The sequence below is a fragment of the Rhizobium sp. BK602 genome, from assembly GCF_014195095.1.
Taxonomy (GTDB): domain Bacteria; phylum Pseudomonadota; class Alphaproteobacteria; order Rhizobiales; family Rhizobiaceae; genus Rhizobium.
Genome location: NZ_JACIBC010000012.1, coordinates 100,956 through 120,597 on the forward strand (window position 1 = coordinate 100,956; position 19,642 = coordinate 120,597).

The following is a 19,642-nucleotide window of genomic DNA, read 5'->3' on the forward strand; positions in this document are numbered from 1 at the left end:
AGGAAACCCTCGCCAATGAAGCAACTTGCAGAGAGAATGCGGCAATTCATGATGGTTCCGGCGGACAATCCCGAACTGCTGAAGGCGCAGTATCGCGCGTTCTCCCGGCAAATGCCGTTGATGTATTTCATCCTGATGTCGAGCACCTGGGCGGTGGCGTTCACGCACATTGCCGTTGCACCGCTCTGGCTGACGATAGGGATGCCGATCCTGTTCACCTTGATTTGCGTCGCACGCGTGCTGCATTGGCAGAGGTCGCGTCGCGTCGACCAACCACCGGAGAGGGCTTTACGCGCGCTCAGGCAGATCAATTATCTGGCTTTCGGCATTGCGATCGCCTTCACCAGCTGGTCCTTCCTGCTCTTTCCTTATGGCGACGCCTATACCCGGTCACATCTGGCCTTCTATATGGCCATTACGGTGATTTCCTGCATCTTCAGCCTGATGCATCTGCGTTCGGCGGCCCTGATCGTGGCTATCATCGTCAACGGCGCATTCATCGCCTTCTTCGCCGCAACCGGCCAGCCAACCTTCATCGCCACCGCAGCCAATATCGCCCTGGTCTCCATCGGAATGTTGGTGATCCTCAACGTCAACTATCGTGACTTCGCACGCATGGTGAATGCGCAGACGGAAGCGCAACGGAGAGAAGAGGCGCAAAGCCGCCTGCTGCGCATGATCGACGACATGCCCGTTGCCGTGATGACCGTCGAACCGGACACATTGAACATCAACTATGCCAACGAAACCTCCAAGCACCTGATCGGCCAGATCGAACATCTGCTGCCGATCAAGGCAGACGCGCTGCTCGGCACTTCCATCGATGTTTTCCATCGCCATCCGGAACATCAGCGCAGGTTGCTGGCCAATCCTGCCAACCTGCCGCACAACGCCCGCATCAGTCTCGGCTCGGAAGTGCTGGATCTGAAAGTGTCTGCCATCATGGCCGGTGACGGCACCTATCTCGGACCCATGCTCACCTGGGCGATCGTCACCAAGGAAGTGGAGGCGGAGAAGCGCATTCGCCAGCTTGCCCATTACGACACGCTGACGGGCCTCGCCAACCGCATCACTTTCAACGAGCAAATGGAGGCGAGCCTTGCCGCTCCGGGAGATGGCCCCGGCCTTTTGTTCATCGATCTCGATGGCTTCAAGCTGGTGAATGACACAAGGGGGCATCGCGTCGGTGACGAGTTGCTGCGACAGGTCGCGGGCCGATTGCGAACCGTTGGCAACGATCCGGCCATGACGATCGGCCGGCTTGGTGGCGATGAATTCGCGGTGCTGATCCCGCATGATCATACACCGGCGCTGGAACAGCTCGCCGGTCGGATCATTGATGCCCTGTCGTTGCCCTATGTCCTTGAACATAACAGGCAGGTTCAAATCGGTGCGTCGATCGGCATCGCGTTCGCCCCGATGCATGGAAATACTGGCGAGGCCCTGCTGGCACGCGCCGATATCGCTCTTTATGCGGCCAAGGCCGCAGGCAAGGGCACCTACAGGGTCTTTTCCGACGAGATGGAAAGCAAGATCCAGGAGCGCGTGCGCCTGCAGGCCAAGCTGCGGGCATCGCTCCAAACGCGCAACGGACTGTTCGTTTTCTACCAGCCGATCATCGATGCCCTCACGAAGAGGGTCACGACCCGCGAAGCGCTGATCCGCTGGTATCACCCGCAGCGCGGCTGGGTCTCGCCCGGCGAGTTCGTCCCGATCGCGGAGCAAAGCGGTCTGATCGACCAACTGGGCGAATTCGTGCTGAACACGGCCTGTCTCGATGCGGCCGGATGGGAGGATGGCGCGCGCGTGGCCGTCAACATCTCGGCCGCGCAACTCGGCAAAGGGACGATCGTACCTGCCGTTCTGGAGGCTTTGACGCGGTCAGGTCTTGCGCCGGGCCGATTGGAAATCGAAGTTACGGAAACAGCTATGCTCGATGACGAACATGGTGGTGTCGGAGATTTGCGCCGTCTGCGCGACATAGGCGTGCGTGTGGCGCTGGACGACTTCGGCACCGGTTATTCGTCGCTCACCCATCTCCGCGCATTCCCCTTCGACAAGATCAAGATCGACGGATCTTTCGTCAAGGATGCCGTCGAGCGGCCGGAATCGGCTGCCGTTGTGCGAGCCATTGCCGATCTTGGCAAGCGCCTGGGCGTGACCACGGTAGCCGAAGGCGTCGAAACGGAGGCCCATCTCAATCGTGTGCTCGAAGAAGGGTGTAGCGAGGTGCAGGGGTTCTTCTACGGACGACCGGAGCCGAGCGCTCGGGACGCCATGGCCGTGGCGGAGCTGAACAAGGCAATCGCTGAGTATGTCGTCGCCTGAAACCAGAAAGCGCAGGTGAAACGAGGAGCGACAGGATTTGAATAGGTTGAAGCAAATAAAGGTCGAGCTTTGTGCAGAATTGTTGTCCGTGGTGGCGAACCCGGTACGGCTGAAGATCCTCATGCTTCTCGTCCAGGAGGAGGTTTCGGTTAAAACCATCGCCACCCATGTAGACGCGAGCCAATCGGCAGTTTCACAGCACTTGGCAAAGCTGCGCAGGAAAGGTCTCGTCCACAGCCGAAGAGATGCCCAGACGATCTACTATTCCAGTCGGTCGTCCGTCGTATTTGCTCTCCTGCAGACATTGAAGGAAATCAGCAACGAACTTCCGGATTAACGCAGCCGCCCGGCGGTGCCCCCTTTGAATCGAGCGCAGCCGCGTCGGCGGCAGACCAACGAGCAGACAGAAAATACATATGAAGAAAACAATGCCCATTTCTTTTCGGTTGTCGCCGGAGATCAAGACGGCTCTTGAAAAGGCGGCAAAACGCGATGAGCGATCGGTCTCGTCCTTGCTTGAAAAAATTACCGTCAATTGGCTTCGCTACAACGGATATCTCGATAACTGACGGACACGCTCACGCTGTAGACGACCGTTCCATTCTGCGACTGCTTTGAGATTTGGCCGATCATAGCCGCACTGCCACCGTCTGAGCGGCGGGAGCGAAATGACGGAGCCGGATTTCCTGTTGGACATGACCAAGTGGAGCTTATGGATTGGATATTGGTCAGTTTCGAAATGCCGCGCGCCGAAGCCGTGGCTCGGCACCTTACGATCATTATGAACTCTGGGCTATTCTGGAGATCGAGAGCTTTGAGCGCGAACTCGAGGCTTTCTATCGAAGGGCGCAGCTCGTGATCGTACCGCCGAAAAGCGAAGCTTAGGCCTGTGATTGACCAGCACGAACGTGACCCCATCATCGCCGTCGCGGGCGGCAACCTCTTAGGCTGATGCCAGCAGCTTCTCGCGCGTCAGGGCTTGGTTTTGCTCACGGGTCAATCGTGCCATTTATATCGTCACGTATTTGGATACGATCTAGTATGCGGATGGGATGATTGTTCAACTCGCGAAAGACCGGAGACGGGTCTGCCCCCATCCGTGTCGCCGACCGTTCGATGAGACCTTTGCGCACCGCTGAACAGCGGCGCCTATAAACTGCCCAGCGCATTGATCGTAAAGGCCAGAACGCCCATGTTGAAAATGAATGCCGCCATGCAGTGGAACAAGACAACCTTGCGCATGTGCGACCCTGTTATGGTGACATCTGACGTCTGAAACGTCATGCCCAGCGTGAAGCTGAAATAGAACATGTCCCAGTAGCTCGGCTCTGACGTGTTGGGCACCTCCAGACCGCCAAGGTCTCTTCCTTGGTCAGGCGAATAAAACAAATGAGTGTAGTGCATCGCAAACACCGTATTGGCGAAAAGCCATGACAGTATGAGCGTCAGGACGATCAAGCTGACCTCTGTCCATTGCGGGGTTGTGGGTCTGGCGATCAGAGCCGCTATTGCGATCAAAACGATGAGACAAAGCAGGACCGTAATCGCCAGCAGGCCTGCGCGGTTCGCATCGTTGCGCTTGGCGGCCTCGCGGATCTCTTCGGGACTGTCGTCGAGGAGCGGAAAGGTGCTCACGATAAAGACGCATGTTGCAATATCGAAACCGCTGAGAAGTGCGATGGTCCAGTCAGCGTGCAATATCGCCGCGATAGCCCCCGCCAGCAGGAACACGGCGGCGAAGACCAGGAAGCGGATGGGAGCGATTCTGTTACCGATGGTCATGGTGGCAAGGTCCGATCAAGTCGAATAGCGTCCGCCGCGTATCCGTCACACGGGCGGTATATCAGGGGTCGGCAGACAGTCAGCTTCTAGGTTCGCGCGGCGGGCCGCCGCGGGAAACCGCGACCTTTGCGGGCCGCAGCGGGCGAGCCCCTATGGCGTAGCCGGGCTCGGCCACCATCGTCACTGTGCCGTGAGGAAGGCTCGGATCCTCCGTCTCGAACATTGCCTCGTGAAAATTCGGATCAAATGCCTCGCCAGCGGGATTGAGCTTGGTGACGCCGTGTTTTTCCAGGGAGCGCAACAGCTCCTTCTCGGTGAGTTCGACACCTTCTATCAGCGTTTTTACAGGCCCGCCGTCCCGGCGCAGCTCCTCCGGAACGCTGCCGACCGCACGTCCCAGGTTGTCGGCCACCCTCGTCATGTCACGGGCGAATTGAGTAACGGCATATTGCCGCGCGTCGGACACGTCGCGTTCGGCCCGTCGTCGCACATTTTCCGTCTCCGCCAGAGCACGCAGCAGCCGATCTTGAAGACTTTTGTTTTCTGCCTCGAGGCTTGTCAGTTTTTCGGTGATGTCCGTGTTGGACGGACGATCGTCGGCTGCGCCAGCCTCCTGGTTATGGCCTCCGTCGGCTGATTCAGTCGACAAATGCGGCTCCTTGCCGGGCTTCGCCGGTTTTCCGTGAGGTTGTTTCTCGTTGTTCATCTCAATGTCCTGTCGCGATATGTCATTGAAGGCCGGGAGCGAAGGTCTGCTTCTCGGCCGCAAGGGTCAGGGATGAACCTCATGGTATCGTTCCGAGCTGGCAGGCAAAGCCGATCAGCGTCATGCCCTGGAACATCAGGTCGATCGCCAGAAGCAATCCAAGGAGCCAGATGCTGTTGACCGGCCATCCGACGATAAGAATAAGTCCCGCCACGGCTGTCACCACGCCGGAGGCGATGATCCAGCCCCAGCCTTTGGTCGGCTTCGCCCGAAAGCCAATGAGCAGTCGAAACATGCCGGACGCCAAGGTCAACAGCGCAAGCAGCAGCGTGAGGATCGCGGAGGCGAGCGCAGGATTAGTGAAGGCGGCTGCGCCGGCTATCGCATAGAGTAGGCCACTGAGGAGCCAGAGAAAAAAGCCGCCCCATGTCCGGAGGCGGAACGCGTGCAGGATTTGCAATGCTCCAGCCGCGGTCATCAGGACGCCGACGTAGAATACGGCGGCGATCGTCGCATAGAACAGGTTACCCGCGGCGATAGCGCCAAGGGCAATGAAGGCCACGCCGAGGAGAAGGAACCATCCCCACTTCCCGCGTGCGTTGGCAAATGCGTCTCGCTCGGCGGCAACCTCGGTGATCGATGTCATTTGCAATCTCCTTTGCCCAGCGGCCTCAAGGATTTCAAATCCCGCTTTGGGTCGGCGACGGCGATTTCGCCATTCGAAATTCATCCATCCACCGCACGCAATGAACGTGCCAGTTGGAATAATGTTAAAAAACAGTGGCTTGCAAGGGTGTTCAAAAATGAAGCGGACATATTGTCCGGGGCTACTCGGACAATATGTCGGTCAAGCAAGTGAAGCGGGAAACTACAGTCTCGGTGGCGATGGAGACCGAGGCTGCGCACCTTTATGATGGCGTCGCAGAAAACAGATAATCACCGAACCGCCTTCTGCGCGCATTTTCGAACTGCTGGAGTGTTTGTGGTTTGACAAACAAGGCAACAACTTCGGGATGGGCTGCGCGAACCTTCTCCTCGATCGTCGCCACGCACTCTTCGATCTGCTCCGTAAACAGGGTGGGGTCGAATTCTATGCTGAGCGCAACCATCGCCTGATCGGGAGCGAGCTGTGCGGTCAGCGCGCTGTTTGCATGCACCACACCATGCTGCTTCTGGGCGATGTTGCAAATGGCCGCCACAAGGGCAGGGGTCGCCCGTTCTCCTATCAGCAGGCTTTTGCTCTCGATCGCCAGGAGGATCGCCGTTATTCCCAAAACAATGCCGATCAGGATCGACGCGACGCCGTCCAGCACCGGCATTTGCAGTATTTCGGCTCCGGCGATCCCGATCGTGGCGATTGCAATGCCGATCAGGGCCGCGCTGTCTTCGAACAATACCATGAATGCGGGCGGGTCCTTGCTTTGGCGAAATGCTTTCCAGAAACCCAGGCTGCCACGCGCCTTTGCGAAAGCCCGCCAGCCGACAATCCAGGACGCGCTCTCGAACATGAAGGAAAGTGCCAGCACGATGTAGCTGATTTGCGCATGCTCGATAGGCTGCGGTGCCAGCGCATGCCGGATGCCCTGATACATCGAAACGCCGGCGCCAAGCGCAAACAACAGCAAGGCGACAATGAAACTCCAGAAATATAATTCGCGACCAAAGCCGAGAGGATGGACGAGGTCAGGCCTTCGGACGGCTCGCCGATAACCGTAGAGAAGAAGCCCCTCGTTGCCGCAATCGACAACCGAGTGAACAGCCTCGCTGAACATTGCGGCGCTACCGGTGATGGCGGCTGCGATGAGCTTCGTCATTGCGACCGCGATGTTGCCCACCAATGCGGCGTAAACAGCTGTTCGGGCGGAATGCCGCCCCTGCATGCGCGGATCGGAAATCGCTGCGGACACGGTTGTCTCCTATAAGACAAAGCAAAAAGTGGCATTCCTTCCATTCGGAACGAAACCCGACACGAACTCAGGTGTCGCCGGCCCCGTTCGAAGTCTTTTTATTCAGCGCGTCGACGGATCGAGGAATCCGGCGATCGGCCCTATAGCCAATGGATAGAAAACGGCCTCGGGGCGAGACGGGCATGTCGCATGTCCTGCCCTGTCAACCATCCGAACGGCGTTAATCCATGTCGCGGAATGCATATCCGGCAGTTGCCACGCCCTCTATGACGCTCGGTGGCAGGAGATCCGCTGCGGCAATGCCGTCAAAGATCCATTCCTTCGAGTCCGCAAAGTCTGGAAGATTTGCTCCAGCCCTCACGTAGAGACCGATAGCAGGCTTTTTCTCGCTTATGTAAAGATCATATTCTTGCATGGGACATCTCCGCTCTAGCCCAATTCCAACCTTCACTTGAACGTGCCGCCGGCGCGGCTCTCACTGTTGGCGAAGCCCAGCTTCGGCCGGCCTGATCGCCGCCAGAATATTGAAGCAACAGCTATGCCAGTTATAAAATATTAATGTAATCAACTGCATGTCGATTTCACGCATTTGATTCATGACATTCTGTCAGGGGTGCTTTGGACAAAATGTCCGCATCGGGAGCGCCTGTTTGCAGGGGCCAATTCCCGCTTGATTGGCGTGCCAGATCTGGAAGCGGACCCGTTTTCCGAGCCAATGGTTGGTCATTGCGGCGGCAAGACGATGTCGGAGATGCAATCCGCACAATGACCCATCTTCGGGTTTGCCGGGGCCGTCCATGAAAATCCCGATGTGGCGCGGACAATTTGTCCGCCCGGCCGCGGACATTCTGTCTCAAAAATTTGACAAATTGCCGGTAAGTGGTTGATATTCATAAATATCGAAAACTGGCACAGCTGTTGCTCTCTGTTTTCCAGTACCAGTTCGACGCCCGATATCATCATGGCGGTGGGGTCCAGTCCGGACGACCCGCCGCTGCTCCTTGAAGGATTGTGTCGCGCGCGAGCTGGCATAGGGGTGATCCCGAACGGATGGCTGTGCGGGGCGCGAACATCAAATCCGAAAGAGAAACAGAGGAGTAAGACGGTGAGTAAAGTTATCGGAATCGATCTGGGTACGACCAACTCCTGCGTTGCTGTGATGGACGGCAAGAACACGCGAATCATCGAGAATTCGGAAGGCGCGCGAACGACGCCTTCGATCGTCGCCTTCACCAGCGACGGCGAACGCCTGGTTGGCCAGCCCGCCCGCAGGCAAGCCGTAACCAACCCCACCAATACGATCTTCGCCGTGAAGCGTCTCATCGGTCGTCGCTACGACGATCCTACGGTCGAGAAGGACAAGGGCCTCGTCCCTTATAAGATTGTAAAGGCGGGCAATGGCGACGCCTGGGTGGAGGCAGAAGGCAAGACATACTCACCGTCCCAGATCTCCGCCTTCATCCTTCAGAAGATGAAGGAAACCGCCGAGGCAAACCTCGGGGAGAAGGTGACGCAGGCCGTCATTACGGTTCCCGCCTATTTCAACGATGCCCAGCGCCAGGCAACCAAGGACGCCGGCAAGATCGCAGGGCTTGAGGTTCTGCGCATTATCAACGAGCCGACCGCCGCGGCGCTCGCATACGGGCTCGAAAAGAAGAAGCAGGCCAAAATCGCCGTTTATGACCTCGGCGGCGGCACGTTCGACATTTCCATCCTCGACATTGGCGATGGCGTCTTCGAGGTGAAGTCGACGAACGGCGATACCTTCCTCGGCGGCGAGGATTTCGACATGCGCCTTGTCGAATATCTCTGCTCCGAGTTCAAGAAGGAGCAGGGCATCGATTTGAAAACCGACAAGCTCGCCCTGCAGCGCCTGAAAGAGGCGGCCGAGAAGGCGAAGATCGAGCTTTCGACGACCACGCAGACCGAAATCAATCTTCCTTTCATCACGGCCGACGCGACTGGGCCGAAGCATCTGCAGGTCAAGATTACCCGAGCCAAGTTCGAATCCCTGGTCGAGGATCTCGTGCAGCGGACGATCGAGCCCTGCCTCAGTGCCTTGAAGGATGCCGGTCTGACCGCCAAGGAAATAAGCGAGGTCGTGCTGGTCGGCGGTATGACCAGAATGCCGAAAATCCAGGAGGTCGTCGAAAAAATCTTCGGCAAGGAGCCCCATAAGGGCGTGAATCCCGATGAAGTTGTCGCGGTCGGTGCTGCGATCCAGGCGGGCGTGTTGCAGGGCGATGTCAAGGACGTTCTGCTTCTCGACGTGACGCCTCTGTCGCTCGGCCTGGAAACCTTGGGCGGCGTTTTCACGCGTCTCATCGAACGCAACACGACCGTGCCCGCGCGCAAGAGCCAGACCTTCTCGACGGCGGAGGACAATCAGAGCGCCGTGACGATCCGCGTCTTCCAGGGCGAACGCGAACTGGCGGCCGACAACAAGCTGCTCGGCCAGTTCGACCTGATGGGAATCCCGCCGGCACCGCGCGGCACCCCGCAGATCGAGGTGACCTTCGATATCGATGCCAACGGCATCGTCAACGTCTCCGCAAAGGACAAGGGGACGGGCAAGGAACAGACCATCCAGATCCAGGCTTCGGGCGGTCTTTCCGAGGCCGATATCGAAAGAATGGTCAAGGATGCCGAAACCCATGCCTCCGAGGATAAGAAACGTAGGGAAACCATCGAAGCCAAGAACGCCGGCGATGCCCTTATTCACGAGACGGAAAAGACATTGGCCGAGCACGGCGCAAAGCTCGGGGATGCCGATCGCCGCACAATCGAAGACGCGGTCTCGGATCTTCGCGAGGCATTGAAGGGGAATGATGGCGACGCGATCACAGCCAAGGTCAATGCGCTTCAGCAGGCAGGCATGAAACTGGCCGAAGCGGTCTATTCGCAGTCCCAGCAACCCGAGGCAGCGTCGTCTTCGGCAGGCGGCGACGATGTCGTCGATGCGGAATTTACCGAACTCGACGACGACGAGAAGAAAGCGAAATGAGACTATGGGGCGGCGCCTTGCAATCCGCCCCTCGATGATTTTCCGTGATCGATCGCGGCGTGGTCCAGCCATAACAGGTCGTGCGTCTGGCTGGACTTGCAGCGATCGTCTCGTGGAGAAGGAATGCCGCTTCTTCTTTCGTCCTTGTTCAGTTTCGCGGACGGGAGTTTAAGTGTTCGGCAGATCTTTCAATCGGAAATGGGCCGCTCAACTATACCCGGAGTAAGACGTGAAAAATCCTTATGAGGTCCTTGGCGTCAGCCCGACCGCATCTGCAGCGGATCTTCAGTCCGCATATCGCAAGCTTGCAAAAAAGCTGCATCCAGACCTGAATCCGGGCGACAAGTCCGCGGAGGAAAGGTTTAAGGAGGTTGCGGCCGCCTATGATCTTCTCGGCGATGCCGAAAAGCGAAAGCGCTTCGATGCCGGTGAAATCGATGAAACCGGAGCGGAACGGCCTCAACATCACTATTACAGAGACTTCGCCCATTCCGACGGCGGCCATCCCTATATGGATGCGTCCGGTTTTGCGGATTTCATGGATTCCGACGATGCCTTCGCGGAGCTGCTCCGGCGAAGTCAGCGCGGTCATGCAAACCGCCGGGGTGAGGATTTGCACTATACGCTGCCCATCAGCTTTGTCGAATCGATCGCCGGCGCCAACAAGCGCCTGACACTACCGGGCGGCGGAACGCTGGACGTTACCATTCCGGCTGGGCTTGCCGATGGCAAGATCCTTCGTCTCAAGGGCAAGGGCGCTCCCGGTGCAGGGAAGGGCGGGCCTGGCGACGCCCTTATTCAGGTCGAGGTTCTTCCCGATCCCCGGTTCCAGCGCGACGGTGATAACATATCGATAGAACTGCCGATTTCGCTTAGCGAAGCCGTGCTTGGCGGCAAGATCAGGGTGCCAACACCCACCGGCGACGTGTCCATGTCGATACCGAAAGGATCGAATACGGGCACAATGCTGCGCCTTCGCGGCAAGGGCGCTCCGCAACGGGGGGGAGGATATGGCGATGAGTTCGTCAAGCTTAAGATTGTCCTGCCCAAAAACCCCGGTCCGGAACTTGAGACTTTCGTATCGAACTGGGCGGCTGGAAAAGACTTCAACCCACGCGAGGACAGGTCATGATCGTCACCAAGAAGGAGTTCCTCACTCATTCGGGTCTGCAGGGGAAAACGTTGGAATTGTGGATCGAGCAGGAATGGATCATCCCGCAGGAGACGCCGTCGGGACCAGGTTTCTCCGAGGCCGATGTCGCCCGGGTTCATCTCATTCGCGAACTGACGGAAAAGATTGGTGCGAACGATGCCGGGATCGACCTCATCCTGCATTTGCTCGACCAGCTGCACGGTATGCGGCGCGCCTTTGAGCAGTTGCAATCCCATCTGAACGACGGGCGCCCCTGAAGCATTGGCTGGAATGAGTTGGAGGCGTCTTTGCGGTAAGATGCCTTCTGTCGGATGAAATCCCGCAATCGTCGATAAGGCAGCATCTAGGAGTGGCAATGTCTGAGATCGAGCTCAACGACATATCGGAGCGCGTCAAGAACCCCGAATTCGGACCATGGCTTGCTCAGGCTTCGATCCTGGTCGTCGATGACGAGCCGGGTATGCGAAACTTTCTGCTGAAGATCCTTGGTCCTCGCTGCAAGTTCATCGAAGAGGCGGAGAATACAGCCGAGGCGTCTCGCAAGCTCGACCAGCAGCACTTCGATGTTGTGATCCTCGACAATATATTGCCGAACATGAACGGCCTGGATTGGCTGGCGGAGCAACGCGCCGCGGGTTTCTTTGCTGACGTCATCCTCATGACTGCCTACGCCGATCTCGACACGGCAATAAATGCAGTTCGCGTCGGTGTCGTCGACTTCGTCATCAAGCCTTTCAGATCAAACCAATTGCTAAATTCGATTGCTCGCTGTCTCGACCGCAGCCGGTTGCAGCGCGAGAACGATGTTTTGCGTCATCAACTGAATTTTCCGGCGCATCAGGTCTATCTCCGAAACAATTTTGTCGGCCAGTCGCCGGCAACCGAGAAAGTGCGGACGATGATCGCCCGTGTTGCCCCGATCCCGACATCTGTCCTGCTGACTGGACCGTCGGGAACCGGCAAAGAGGTGGCAGCTCGTTCCATACACTCGCTATCTGATCGCGCCGACAAGCTGTTCGTGCCGATCAATTGCGGGGCAATCCCGGCCGATATGATCGAGAGCGAACTGTTTGGCCATCTGAAGGGGGCGTTTACAGGTGCCAACCGTACGCGCGAGGGCCTATTCCTCCATGCGCAAGGCGGCACGATCTTCCTGGATGAAATTGCGGAGATGCCCTACCTGCTTCAGAGCAAGCTGCTGCGCGTGCTTGAAGATCGACGTGTCCGGCCCGTCGGGTCGGAGCGCGAATTGCCCTTCGACGCCCGGTTCATCTTTGCAACAAATGCCGATCTGGAGGAGCGCGTCGCGGCGGGGACCTTCCGTGCGGATCTTTATTTTCGGATCAATGTCGTCCAGATTCAGCTGCCGCCGCTGAAAGACCGGGGTCACGATGTTTTGGAACTGGCGGCGCTGTTCATGCGCGAAGCCGCACAGCAGGTTGGCATGCCGGCCGTCGAGATCGATGAACAGGTGCGGTCCTATCTCCTGCGGTATGATTGGCCCGGCAATATAAGAGAATTGCGGAATTTCATCGAAAGGGCGGTTATCCTCGGGAGCTTTCCCGAGGAGGCGGAGAGGTCTCCCCTCGTTCCTGCGCAAACCGGCGGGCAGAGCTTGGCGGAGATCGAAAAGCGTCATATCATGGCCGTGCTGCGAGAGGTTGGGGGCGATCGCGAGGAGGCGGCCCGACGGCTCGGGATCTCCCGCAAAACGATCGACCGGAAATATGTAAGCTGGAATGGATGAGCGTCGGAACGACATTTCAAACAGCAAGGCATCGATCCGCTATCGCCTTCTGGCAATTGCACTCGTGCCAATGCTTGTCATTCTGCCCATATTGCTGGGCATTACAATCTACCGCTGGAACGCGCGATTCGATGCGCTCGCCGTCTCCAAGGTCAATGATGACCTGACGATCGCCCATTTTTACATCGACAGAATGCTGGCGGTGACGGAAGAGCGTCTTGCCGCGGTCAGCCAATCCGCACGCTTCCGGGATCTTACCGCCGGCGGGCGTGTCGCTACCGGTGACATCGATGCCTATCTGAAGGAGACCGCCAATGATCGTGGCCTGGATTTCCTCTATCTGATCGATAGCGCGGGCAAGGTCATCGCCAGCAGCCGTCCGCTTGCCGATCCCTCGCCTCGATGGGACTGGCCTGTCGTCAAGGCGGCTCTTGACGGCAAATCATCTGCCGGTTTCGACGTATTCGACCAGAATGAACTTTCCGCGCTGACACCGGACCTTGCGGACCAGGCGCGGATCGCGCTTGTGTCGTCGAGTTCCGATGCGAGTTTCACCGGCCAACAGGAAAACCGGGGTCTTGTTCTTCATTCCGCCACCGTGGCGGTGTGGCCCGACGGGAGACGTGGCGCATTGGTTGCCGGCGTGCTTCTGAACAAGAACACCTCGTTTATCGATACGATCAACAGGTTGATCTACAACGAAGCCAGCTTGCCCGTTGACAGCCGCGGGACCGCGACCGTGTTTCTTTCGGACGTCCGGATCAGTACCAATGTGAATATTTTCGAAGGAAGGCGCGCCATCGGAACCCGCGTTTCGCCGGAGGTTGCCGAAGCGGTCCTCAAATATGGGAAGACCTGGCGCGAGCAGGCCTTTGTCGTCAACGACTGGTATATTTCGGCCTATCAACCACTGCTCGACAGCTACAATCGTCGTGTCGGCATGCTTTACGTCGGGTTCCTTCAAAAGCCGTTTACCAATGCAAAAAGAGAGACGTTGGTCGCCATCGTCATTGCTTTCGGCGTGGCGGTCGCCGCGACCGTTCCGCTGTTTCTTGTCTGGACGACCAACATTTTCCGACCGCTGGAGCGCATGACCCGGACGATCAGCGCGGTCGAAACCGGCGACCTTACCGCGCGAACCGGCCTTCCGAAAATGAGGGACGAAATCGGTCAGGTCGCATCGGAACTGGACCGGTTGCTCGACCAGGTTCAGGAGCGCGATGCGGAATTGCGGCTGTGGAACACCGAACTCAACCAGCGCGTCGAAGAGCGGGCGCGCGCCTTGCAGATGGCGAACGAGCAGCTCGAGACGACAACAAAACAGCTGATCATGTCGGAAAAGCTTGCGGCGATTGGCGAAATTACCGCTGGTGTCGCCCATGAGATCAACAATCCCATCGCGGTGATACAGGGCAACCTCGAGGTTATCCAGAGCATCGTTGGAGACGAGGCTGACAACGCCAAAGCCGAATTCAAGCTGATCGACCAGCAATTGATGCGGATCAGCGAGATGGTCACCAATCTCCTCAAATTTTCGAAACCCCAGGAGTATGCCGGTGCTCTGGAGCGATACAATCCCGCCGATGTCATTGGCGACACCTTGCCGCTGGTGCGGCACCTGCTGAAGAAAACCACCATCGCAATAGAGCGGGAGGACAGGGCAAGCCGGCTCGTCACCATGCCGCGAACCGAACTTCAACAGGTCATGATCAATCTGATCGTCAACGCGTTCCACGCCATGCCTCAGGGTGGCAAGCTGGTTCTGCGCACATTTGATTCCGACGTGGATCAGACGCCGGGAGTAGCGGTTGAAGTGGCGGATACCGGCAGCGGTATAGAGCCGGCTGTCGCCAACAGGATTTTCGACGCGTTTTTTACGACCAAGCATCGTGGAGGCACGGGCCTGGGCCTTTCCATCTGTCAGATGCTGGTGACGCGTCAGGGCGGCACTATTTCCGTCGACAGCAAACCCGGAACCGGGACCACTTTTACGGTCTGGCTTCCAGAAGTCTTCTGAAAAACGGTTCGGCATGGAGACAAATAGTCCCGCACGCATGACAATTTGTCCGTATCATGCATCGTCGTTTTCCATAAATTATTGAAAATAATGTAAAAACTATACGTGGCATGATTGTTGCGGCGTGGCTGTTGCGGTTCGCCAGCTATCTGATGGGTGGCCATCCGTCGAGCTGGTTGTCAACGCAAATTCAGAGCATTTCCGCGCACTTTTCCTGGAATTGCTCCGGCCCTGGAGGTGTTCAATGACCGCCATATCAACCGAACAGCTGACGAAGGATATGCAAGCCTCGGCACAAAAACTGGAAGAGGCCGGACTGATCCCGCAATCACAGGACCAGCCGCTGAACGCGAATGACCTGCTTTTCTATCTGACGGAGACATCCATGCCCATGGCCGATCTCCTGCATCAGCACGGTCTCTTTCTGGATGGTCGCGGACTGAATTACGATCTCGCGCAATTCGACTTTATCGGCCAGATCGCCAACAAGGTGGTTACGGAACGGCAGGCCGGCTACTTGGGCGGAGTCTGGAAACAGCTCGATCTCTCCACCGACGAGGATATGGACTCTAACGGGACCTACATCCTGACGGCACTTGTGGCGCTTGAAATTCTGTACGGGCCGCAACCGGCCTAGCCGAATAGGCTCCGTCGAAAAGACAATTTGTCCCGATCAGCTCGACACATTGTCTTCGTCCGCGTTGCATCTCGCAATCAAGTGTCTGATTTTCAATGTTTTTGCCATCTGGCACGGAGGTTGCTCAATAGGTCGTGCCTGGAGTCGAATGGTTTGGAACGAGGGAGGCAGTGGTGTCCGATCTGATCGTTATCGTTTACCCGACCGAAGACAGAGCCGAAGCCATAAGGCAGAAGCTCGTGAACCTTCAGAAGGAATATCTGATCCAACTTTCCGACGCCGTGATCGCCGTCAAACAGGACAATGGCAGGATCAAGCTCATTCAGTTGATGAACACCACGGCTGTCGGAGCCATTTCCGGTGGCTTCTGGGGCCTGCTGATCGGCTCCATTTTTCTCATGCCGCTTCTTGGCGCATCCATCGGTGCGGCCTCCGGCGCGCTGAGCGGTGCTTTGACCGATTACGGCATCAATGACGGTTTCATGAGAGAACTTGCGATAAATCTGAAGCCGGAGAACGCGGCGTTGTTTCTGCTGATCCGCAAGATGACCGCCGACAAGGTTCTGGATGAGCTCAGAGGCACCGGCGGAACCGTCCTTAGAACATCGCTGGATCACACCAAGGAGCAGGCGCTACGCGACGCGCTGGCGGCGTCGCCCGGCTTTGGAGCGCCGGCGTCCGCCGAGGTCTCCGCGCGCAACTGACGCCAACGCGTCGCAACTCGTTTCAGTCGTCCAATCGCCGTTGTTGTAGAAGGTGGCCAAAATGAACATTGAAAAATTCACGGACCGCGCGAAGGGCTTTATTCAGTCGGCTCAGTCGCTCGCCATGCGGGACGGAAATCCGCAATTCAATAGTCTGCATCTTCTGAAGGTATTGCTGGATGACAATGAAGGCCTCGTCGCCGGCCTTATCGATCGTGCCGGTGGCAATTCGCGCACCGTTCTCAATGCGACGGAGGACGCCCTTGCAAAATTGCCGAAGGTCTCGGGCTCTGGGGCAGGGCAGGTCTATATGGCTTCCGAGCTTGCTCGCGTATTCGACGCCGCGGAAAAGATCGCGGAAAAAGCCGGTGACAGCTTCGTAACGGTGGAGCGGCTGTTCCAGTCATTGATCGAGGAACGCAGCAGCGATGCCGGCAAGGTTCTTTCCGATACCGGCGTGAATCTCCAGGCCGTCGTGGCGGCAATCAGCGCGCTGCGCAAGGGGCGCACCGCCGACAATGCTTCGGCCGAGAATGCATACGATGCCTTGAAGAAATATGCCCGCGACCTGACCAAGGCGGCGCGAGACGGAAAACTGGACCCGGTCATCGGCCGGGACGAGGAGATCCGCCGCACGGTCCAGGTGCTTTCGCGCCGGACCAAGAACAATCCCGTTCTGATCGGCGAGCCGGGGGTCGGCAAGACCGCGATCGTCGAGGGGCTCGCGCTTCGCATCGTCAATGGCGACGTGCCCGAAAGCCTGCATAACAAGCGGCTCCTGGCACTCGACCTCGGGGCTCTGATTGCCGGAGCAAAGTACAGAGGCGAATTCGAAGAGCGGCTGAAGGCCATTCTGCAGGAGGTAACCTCCGCGGAAGGCGGTATCATCCTGTTCATCGACGAAATGCACACGCTCATCGGCGCGGGCAAGACCGACGGCGCCATGGACGCCTCCAACCTGCTGAAGCCGGCGCTGGCGCGCGGCGAATTGCATTGTGTCGGCGCGACCACGCTGGATGAGTATCGCAAGCATGTCGAAAAGGACCCCGCGCTGGCGCGGCGCTTCCAGCCGGTCTTCGTGCCGGAGCCGAGCGTGGAGGATACGATTTCGATCCTGCGCGGTCTCAAGGAGAAATACGAGCTCCATCACGGCGTGCGGATTTCGGATGCGGCGCTGGTGGCGGCCGCCACCTTGTCCAATCGCTATATCACGGATCGCTTCCTCCCCGACAAGGCCATCGACCTGATCGACGAAGCCGCCGCGCGTCTGAAGATGCAGGTGGATTCGAAGCCCGAAGAGCTGGATTCGATCGATCGTGATGTCATTCGCCTGAAGATCGAGCAGGAAGCGCTGAAGAAGGAGAATGACAAGGGATCAAAGGCCCGCCTTCAGGCGTTGGAAAAGGAACTGGTCGAGCTGGAAAAGAGATCGGCAGATCTGACATCGAAATGGCAGGCGGAAAAGGGCAAGCTTTCCGATGCGCAGAAGATCAAGAGCGAACTCGAACAATATCGCACCGAGCTGGCGAATGCGCAGCGCAAAGGCGAATTCCAGCGTGCGGGCGAGCTGTCCTACAGTACGATCCCGGAGCTGGAAAAGAAGCTCGCCGCCATCGAGGCGACGGAAACCTCATCGATCAGCGAGACGGTAACCGCCGACAGCATCGCCCAGGTCGTATCGCGGTGGACCGGCGTGCCGGTTACCAAGATGCTGGAAGGGGAAAAGGACAAGCTGCTCCACATGGAGGAAAAGCTCGGCGAGCGTGTCATCGGCCAGGCACAGGCCGTGCGCGCGGTATCGACCGCCGTGCGCCGTGCCCGTGCCGGCCTTCAGGACCCCAATCGTCCCATCGGTTCCTTCATGTTCCTCGGACCGACCGGCGTCGGCAAGACCGAGCTTGCCAAGGCGCTGGCGGAATTTCTCTTCGACGACGAGACCGCCATGGTTCGCATCGACATGTCCGAATTCATGGAGAAACATTCCGTGTCGAGGCTGATCGGTGCTCCTCCCGGTTACGTGGGGTATGACGAGGGCGGCGCATTGACCGAAGCGGTGCGCCGCCGGCCCTACCAGGTCGTTCTCTTCGACGAGATCGAGAAGGCGCATCCGGATGTCTTCAACGTCCTCCTCCAGGTGCTTGACGATGGCCGCCTGACCGACGGTCAGGGCCGAACCGTCGACTTCCGCAACACGCTGATCATCATGACCTCGAATATCGGTGCCGAATATCTGGTCAATCAGCCCGAGGGCGAGAAAACCAGTGTGGTTCGCGACGAGGTCATGGCGATGGTTCGTGTGCATTTCCGTCCGGAATTCCTCAATCGCATCGACGCGATCATCTTGTTTCACCGCCTCCAGAAGATCGAGATGGGTCGCATCGTCGATATTCAGTTCGGTCGTCTCAAGAAGCTCCTCAGCGATCGGAAAATCAGCCTGTCGCTTGACGCGAAGGCGCAGGGCTGGCTTGCCGAAAAGGGCTGGGACCCGGCTTTCGGAGCCCGCCCGCTAAAGCGGGCTATTCAGCGCTACGTACAGGACCCACTCGCCGAACTGCTTCTCGGGGGCGAGGTCCACGATGACTCGACGGTGAAAATCTCCGTCGGGAAAGAAGGGCTCACCTTCAATGGGAAGGCCGTCAAGATCATGGACGACGAAGACGAATAACCCGCCATGGACCAACTGTCGCGGACGCAAATTCCGTAAAGCCCGGCGCAATCGGCCTGGGTTCCCAATCTGCCAGCAAAGGAGAAGAAAAGTGACGGACCACAAAATCAAAGAGGGTATGGAAGTGATCGGTGCCGATGGTGTCCATGTCGGGACTGTCGATAGCGTCGAAGGCAATCGCATCAAGCTCATCAAAAGCGACAGCGGTGACGCCTTTCATAAAGGCCGTCATCACCATTACATCGAGCTCGGATTTGTTGCAGGTGTCGAGGGCGATAAGGTTCGGCTTTCCGCCAACGCCGATATCGCGGTGACGCTCGAGGAGGAGCGTTCCGGCCGCCCCGTCCCTGAGAATGAGTGATTCAAGCTTCTGACTGATCGCCTTGTGGCAGCCGCCGGAAGGCGATCGACCTTTGTGAAGCGCTATTTGGAAGGAGGACAGGCAATGGCCGTTACCCGTAAGGAGGAAGAGCGGGCGCTCAATGCCGACGAGCGCGAAGTCGTCAGGCAGACCCGCCATCCCGAGATACAAGGACTATCTGACGACGCATTGAGCAAGCTTCTGCGCCGGCTTCGAGACATGCGTGACCGGGCCAAATCGCAGGCAAACCAGCAACGGCGGGAGATGCGAGGAAAGGCGGATCCGAAAGGTGCGGCCCCAAAATCCTCCGACGCCGGTTCGCGGCTCAAGACTTCCGTTCTGGCTCTTAGCCTGAAGCGACTGAATTCCGAGATCCAGCGACGAGCCGCGATGTCGAGGAATCATTCCTTGGTCGAAAACGCGCGGCATGCCCTGGAACTTAAGCTCCAGGCGCAGAAAAATAACATTCCGTATAACACCCGTTACGCAAACCAGGGCATGCGGGACATACCAGACAAAAAAGTCGTTTCGTTGGTCAGGCCGGCCGAGCGCGGTCGGCTGAGAAAGGCGGCGGCAATGGCCCAGGCCAGACGCGATACCACCGATTGAACGCAGCCGCCGCGTAAGCAAC

General features: G+C 58.0%; 18 protein-coding genes. 13 read left to right on the top strand and 5 right to left on the bottom strand.

The genetic code is table 11. The annotated features are described in order from the left end of the window. Positions 1–15 precede the first annotated feature (15 nt). The 3 genes from FHX11_RS28200 to FHX11_RS28210 all read left to right on the top strand — a co-directional run bounded on the left by FHX11_RS28200 (position 16) and on the right by FHX11_RS28210 (position 2,897). Positions 16–2,328, top strand: coding sequence for an EAL domain-containing protein (locus FHX11_RS28200; RefSeq protein ID WP_246781180.1), 2,313 nt, complete (start codon positions 16–18; stop codon positions 2,326–2,328). A 37-nt stretch (positions 2,329–2,365) separates the two neighbouring features. After that, positions 2,366–2,665, top strand: coding sequence for a metalloregulator ArsR/SmtB family transcription factor (locus tag FHX11_RS28205; protein WP_184364182.1), 300 nt, complete (start codon positions 2,366–2,368; stop codon positions 2,663–2,665). A 79-nt stretch (positions 2,666–2,744) separates the two neighbouring features. Continuing rightward, the gene (locus tag FHX11_RS28210) at positions 2,745–2,897 is read left to right on the top strand and encodes a hypothetical protein (protein WP_184364184.1); all 153 of its coding nucleotides are present in this window, start codon (positions 2,745–2,747) and stop codon (positions 2,895–2,897) included. 580 nt (positions 2,898–3,477) lie between these two features. Here the strand turns inward: FHX11_RS28210 and FHX11_RS28215 are convergent. The 5 genes from FHX11_RS28215 to FHX11_RS28235 all read right to left on the bottom strand — a co-directional run bounded on the left by FHX11_RS28215 (position 3,478) and on the right by FHX11_RS28235 (position 7,138). Beyond that, the gene (locus FHX11_RS28215; protein WP_184364186.1) at positions 3,478–4,110 is read right to left on the bottom strand and encodes a DUF1345 domain-containing protein; all 633 of its coding nucleotides are present in this window, start codon (positions 4,108–4,110) and stop codon (positions 3,478–3,480) included. A 79-nt stretch (positions 4,111–4,189) separates the two neighbouring features. Continuing rightward, the gene (gene grpE, locus FHX11_RS28220) at positions 4,190–4,816 is read right to left on the bottom strand and encodes a nucleotide exchange factor GrpE (protein WP_184364188.1); all 627 of its coding nucleotides are present in this window, start codon (positions 4,814–4,816) and stop codon (positions 4,190–4,192) included. Between the two features lie 79 nt (positions 4,817–4,895). Then, a complete protein-coding gene (locus tag FHX11_RS28225) occupies positions 4,896–5,462 on the bottom strand; it encodes an HdeD family acid-resistance protein (RefSeq protein ID WP_184364190.1) in 567 nt (188 codons plus the stop codon). A gap of 262 nt (positions 5,463–5,724) precedes the next feature. Beyond that, positions 5,725–6,696 (bottom strand): cation diffusion facilitator family transporter, encoded by a 972-nt coding sequence (locus FHX11_RS28230; RefSeq protein ID WP_184364263.1) that lies wholly within the window; start codon positions 6,694–6,696, stop codon positions 5,725–5,727. A 247-nt stretch (positions 6,697–6,943) separates the two neighbouring features. Then, positions 6,944–7,138 (bottom strand): hypothetical protein, encoded by a 195-nt coding sequence (locus tag FHX11_RS28235; protein WP_184364192.1) that lies wholly within the window; start codon positions 7,136–7,138, stop codon positions 6,944–6,946. A 546-nt stretch (positions 7,139–7,684) separates the two neighbouring features. Between FHX11_RS28235 and dnaK the strand changes: the two genes are divergently transcribed. The 10 genes from dnaK to FHX11_RS28285 all read left to right on the top strand — a co-directional run bounded on the left by dnaK (position 7,685) and on the right by FHX11_RS28285 (position 19,620). Next, positions 7,685–9,727: a molecular chaperone DnaK gene (gene dnaK, locus FHX11_RS28240; RefSeq protein WP_184364194.1), complete on the top strand. Its 2,043-nt coding sequence runs from the start codon at positions 7,685–7,687 to the stop codon at positions 9,725–9,727. Between the two features lie 229 nt (positions 9,728–9,956). Next, positions 9,957–10,859, top strand: a complete 903-nt coding sequence (locus FHX11_RS28245; RefSeq protein WP_184364196.1) for a J domain-containing protein — start codon at positions 9,957–9,959, stop codon at positions 10,857–10,859. Beyond that, a complete protein-coding gene (locus FHX11_RS28250) occupies positions 10,856–11,137 on the top strand; it encodes a chaperone modulator CbpM (protein WP_184364198.1) in 282 nt (93 codons plus the stop codon). Before FHX11_RS28245 ends, FHX11_RS28250 begins: the two co-directional genes overlap by 4 nt. A gap of 98 nt (positions 11,138–11,235) precedes the next feature. After that, positions 11,236–12,627 (top strand): sigma-54 dependent transcriptional regulator, encoded by a 1,392-nt coding sequence (locus tag FHX11_RS28255; RefSeq protein WP_184364200.1) that lies wholly within the window; start codon positions 11,236–11,238, stop codon positions 12,625–12,627. Next, positions 12,620–14,644, top strand: coding sequence for a cache domain-containing protein (locus FHX11_RS28260; RefSeq protein WP_184364202.1), 2,025 nt, complete (start codon positions 12,620–12,622; stop codon positions 14,642–14,644). The genes FHX11_RS28255 and FHX11_RS28260 overlap by 8 nt, the downstream gene beginning before the upstream one ends. A gap of 244 nt (positions 14,645–14,888) precedes the next feature. Next, complete coding sequence (locus FHX11_RS28265; protein ID WP_184364204.1) at positions 14,889–15,281, top strand: hypothetical protein; 393 nt, start codon at positions 14,889–14,891, stop codon at positions 15,279–15,281. A gap of 173 nt (positions 15,282–15,454) precedes the next feature. Then, the gene (locus tag FHX11_RS28270) at positions 15,455–15,985 is read left to right on the top strand and encodes a DUF1269 domain-containing protein (RefSeq protein WP_184364206.1); all 531 of its coding nucleotides are present in this window, start codon (positions 15,455–15,457) and stop codon (positions 15,983–15,985) included. A 61-nt stretch (positions 15,986–16,046) separates the two neighbouring features. Next, positions 16,047–18,650, top strand: a complete 2,604-nt coding sequence (gene clpB / locus FHX11_RS28275) for an ATP-dependent chaperone ClpB (RefSeq protein WP_184364208.1) — start codon at positions 16,047–16,049, stop codon at positions 18,648–18,650. Between the two features lie 118 nt (positions 18,651–18,768). Further along, complete coding sequence (locus FHX11_RS28280; RefSeq protein ID WP_184364265.1) at positions 18,769–19,011, top strand: DUF2171 domain-containing protein; 243 nt, start codon at positions 18,769–18,771, stop codon at positions 19,009–19,011. Between the two features lie 84 nt (positions 19,012–19,095). Next, a complete protein-coding gene (locus tag FHX11_RS28285; protein WP_184364210.1) occupies positions 19,096–19,620 on the top strand; it encodes a hypothetical protein in 525 nt (174 codons plus the stop codon). Positions 19,621–19,642: the final 22 nt, after the last annotated feature.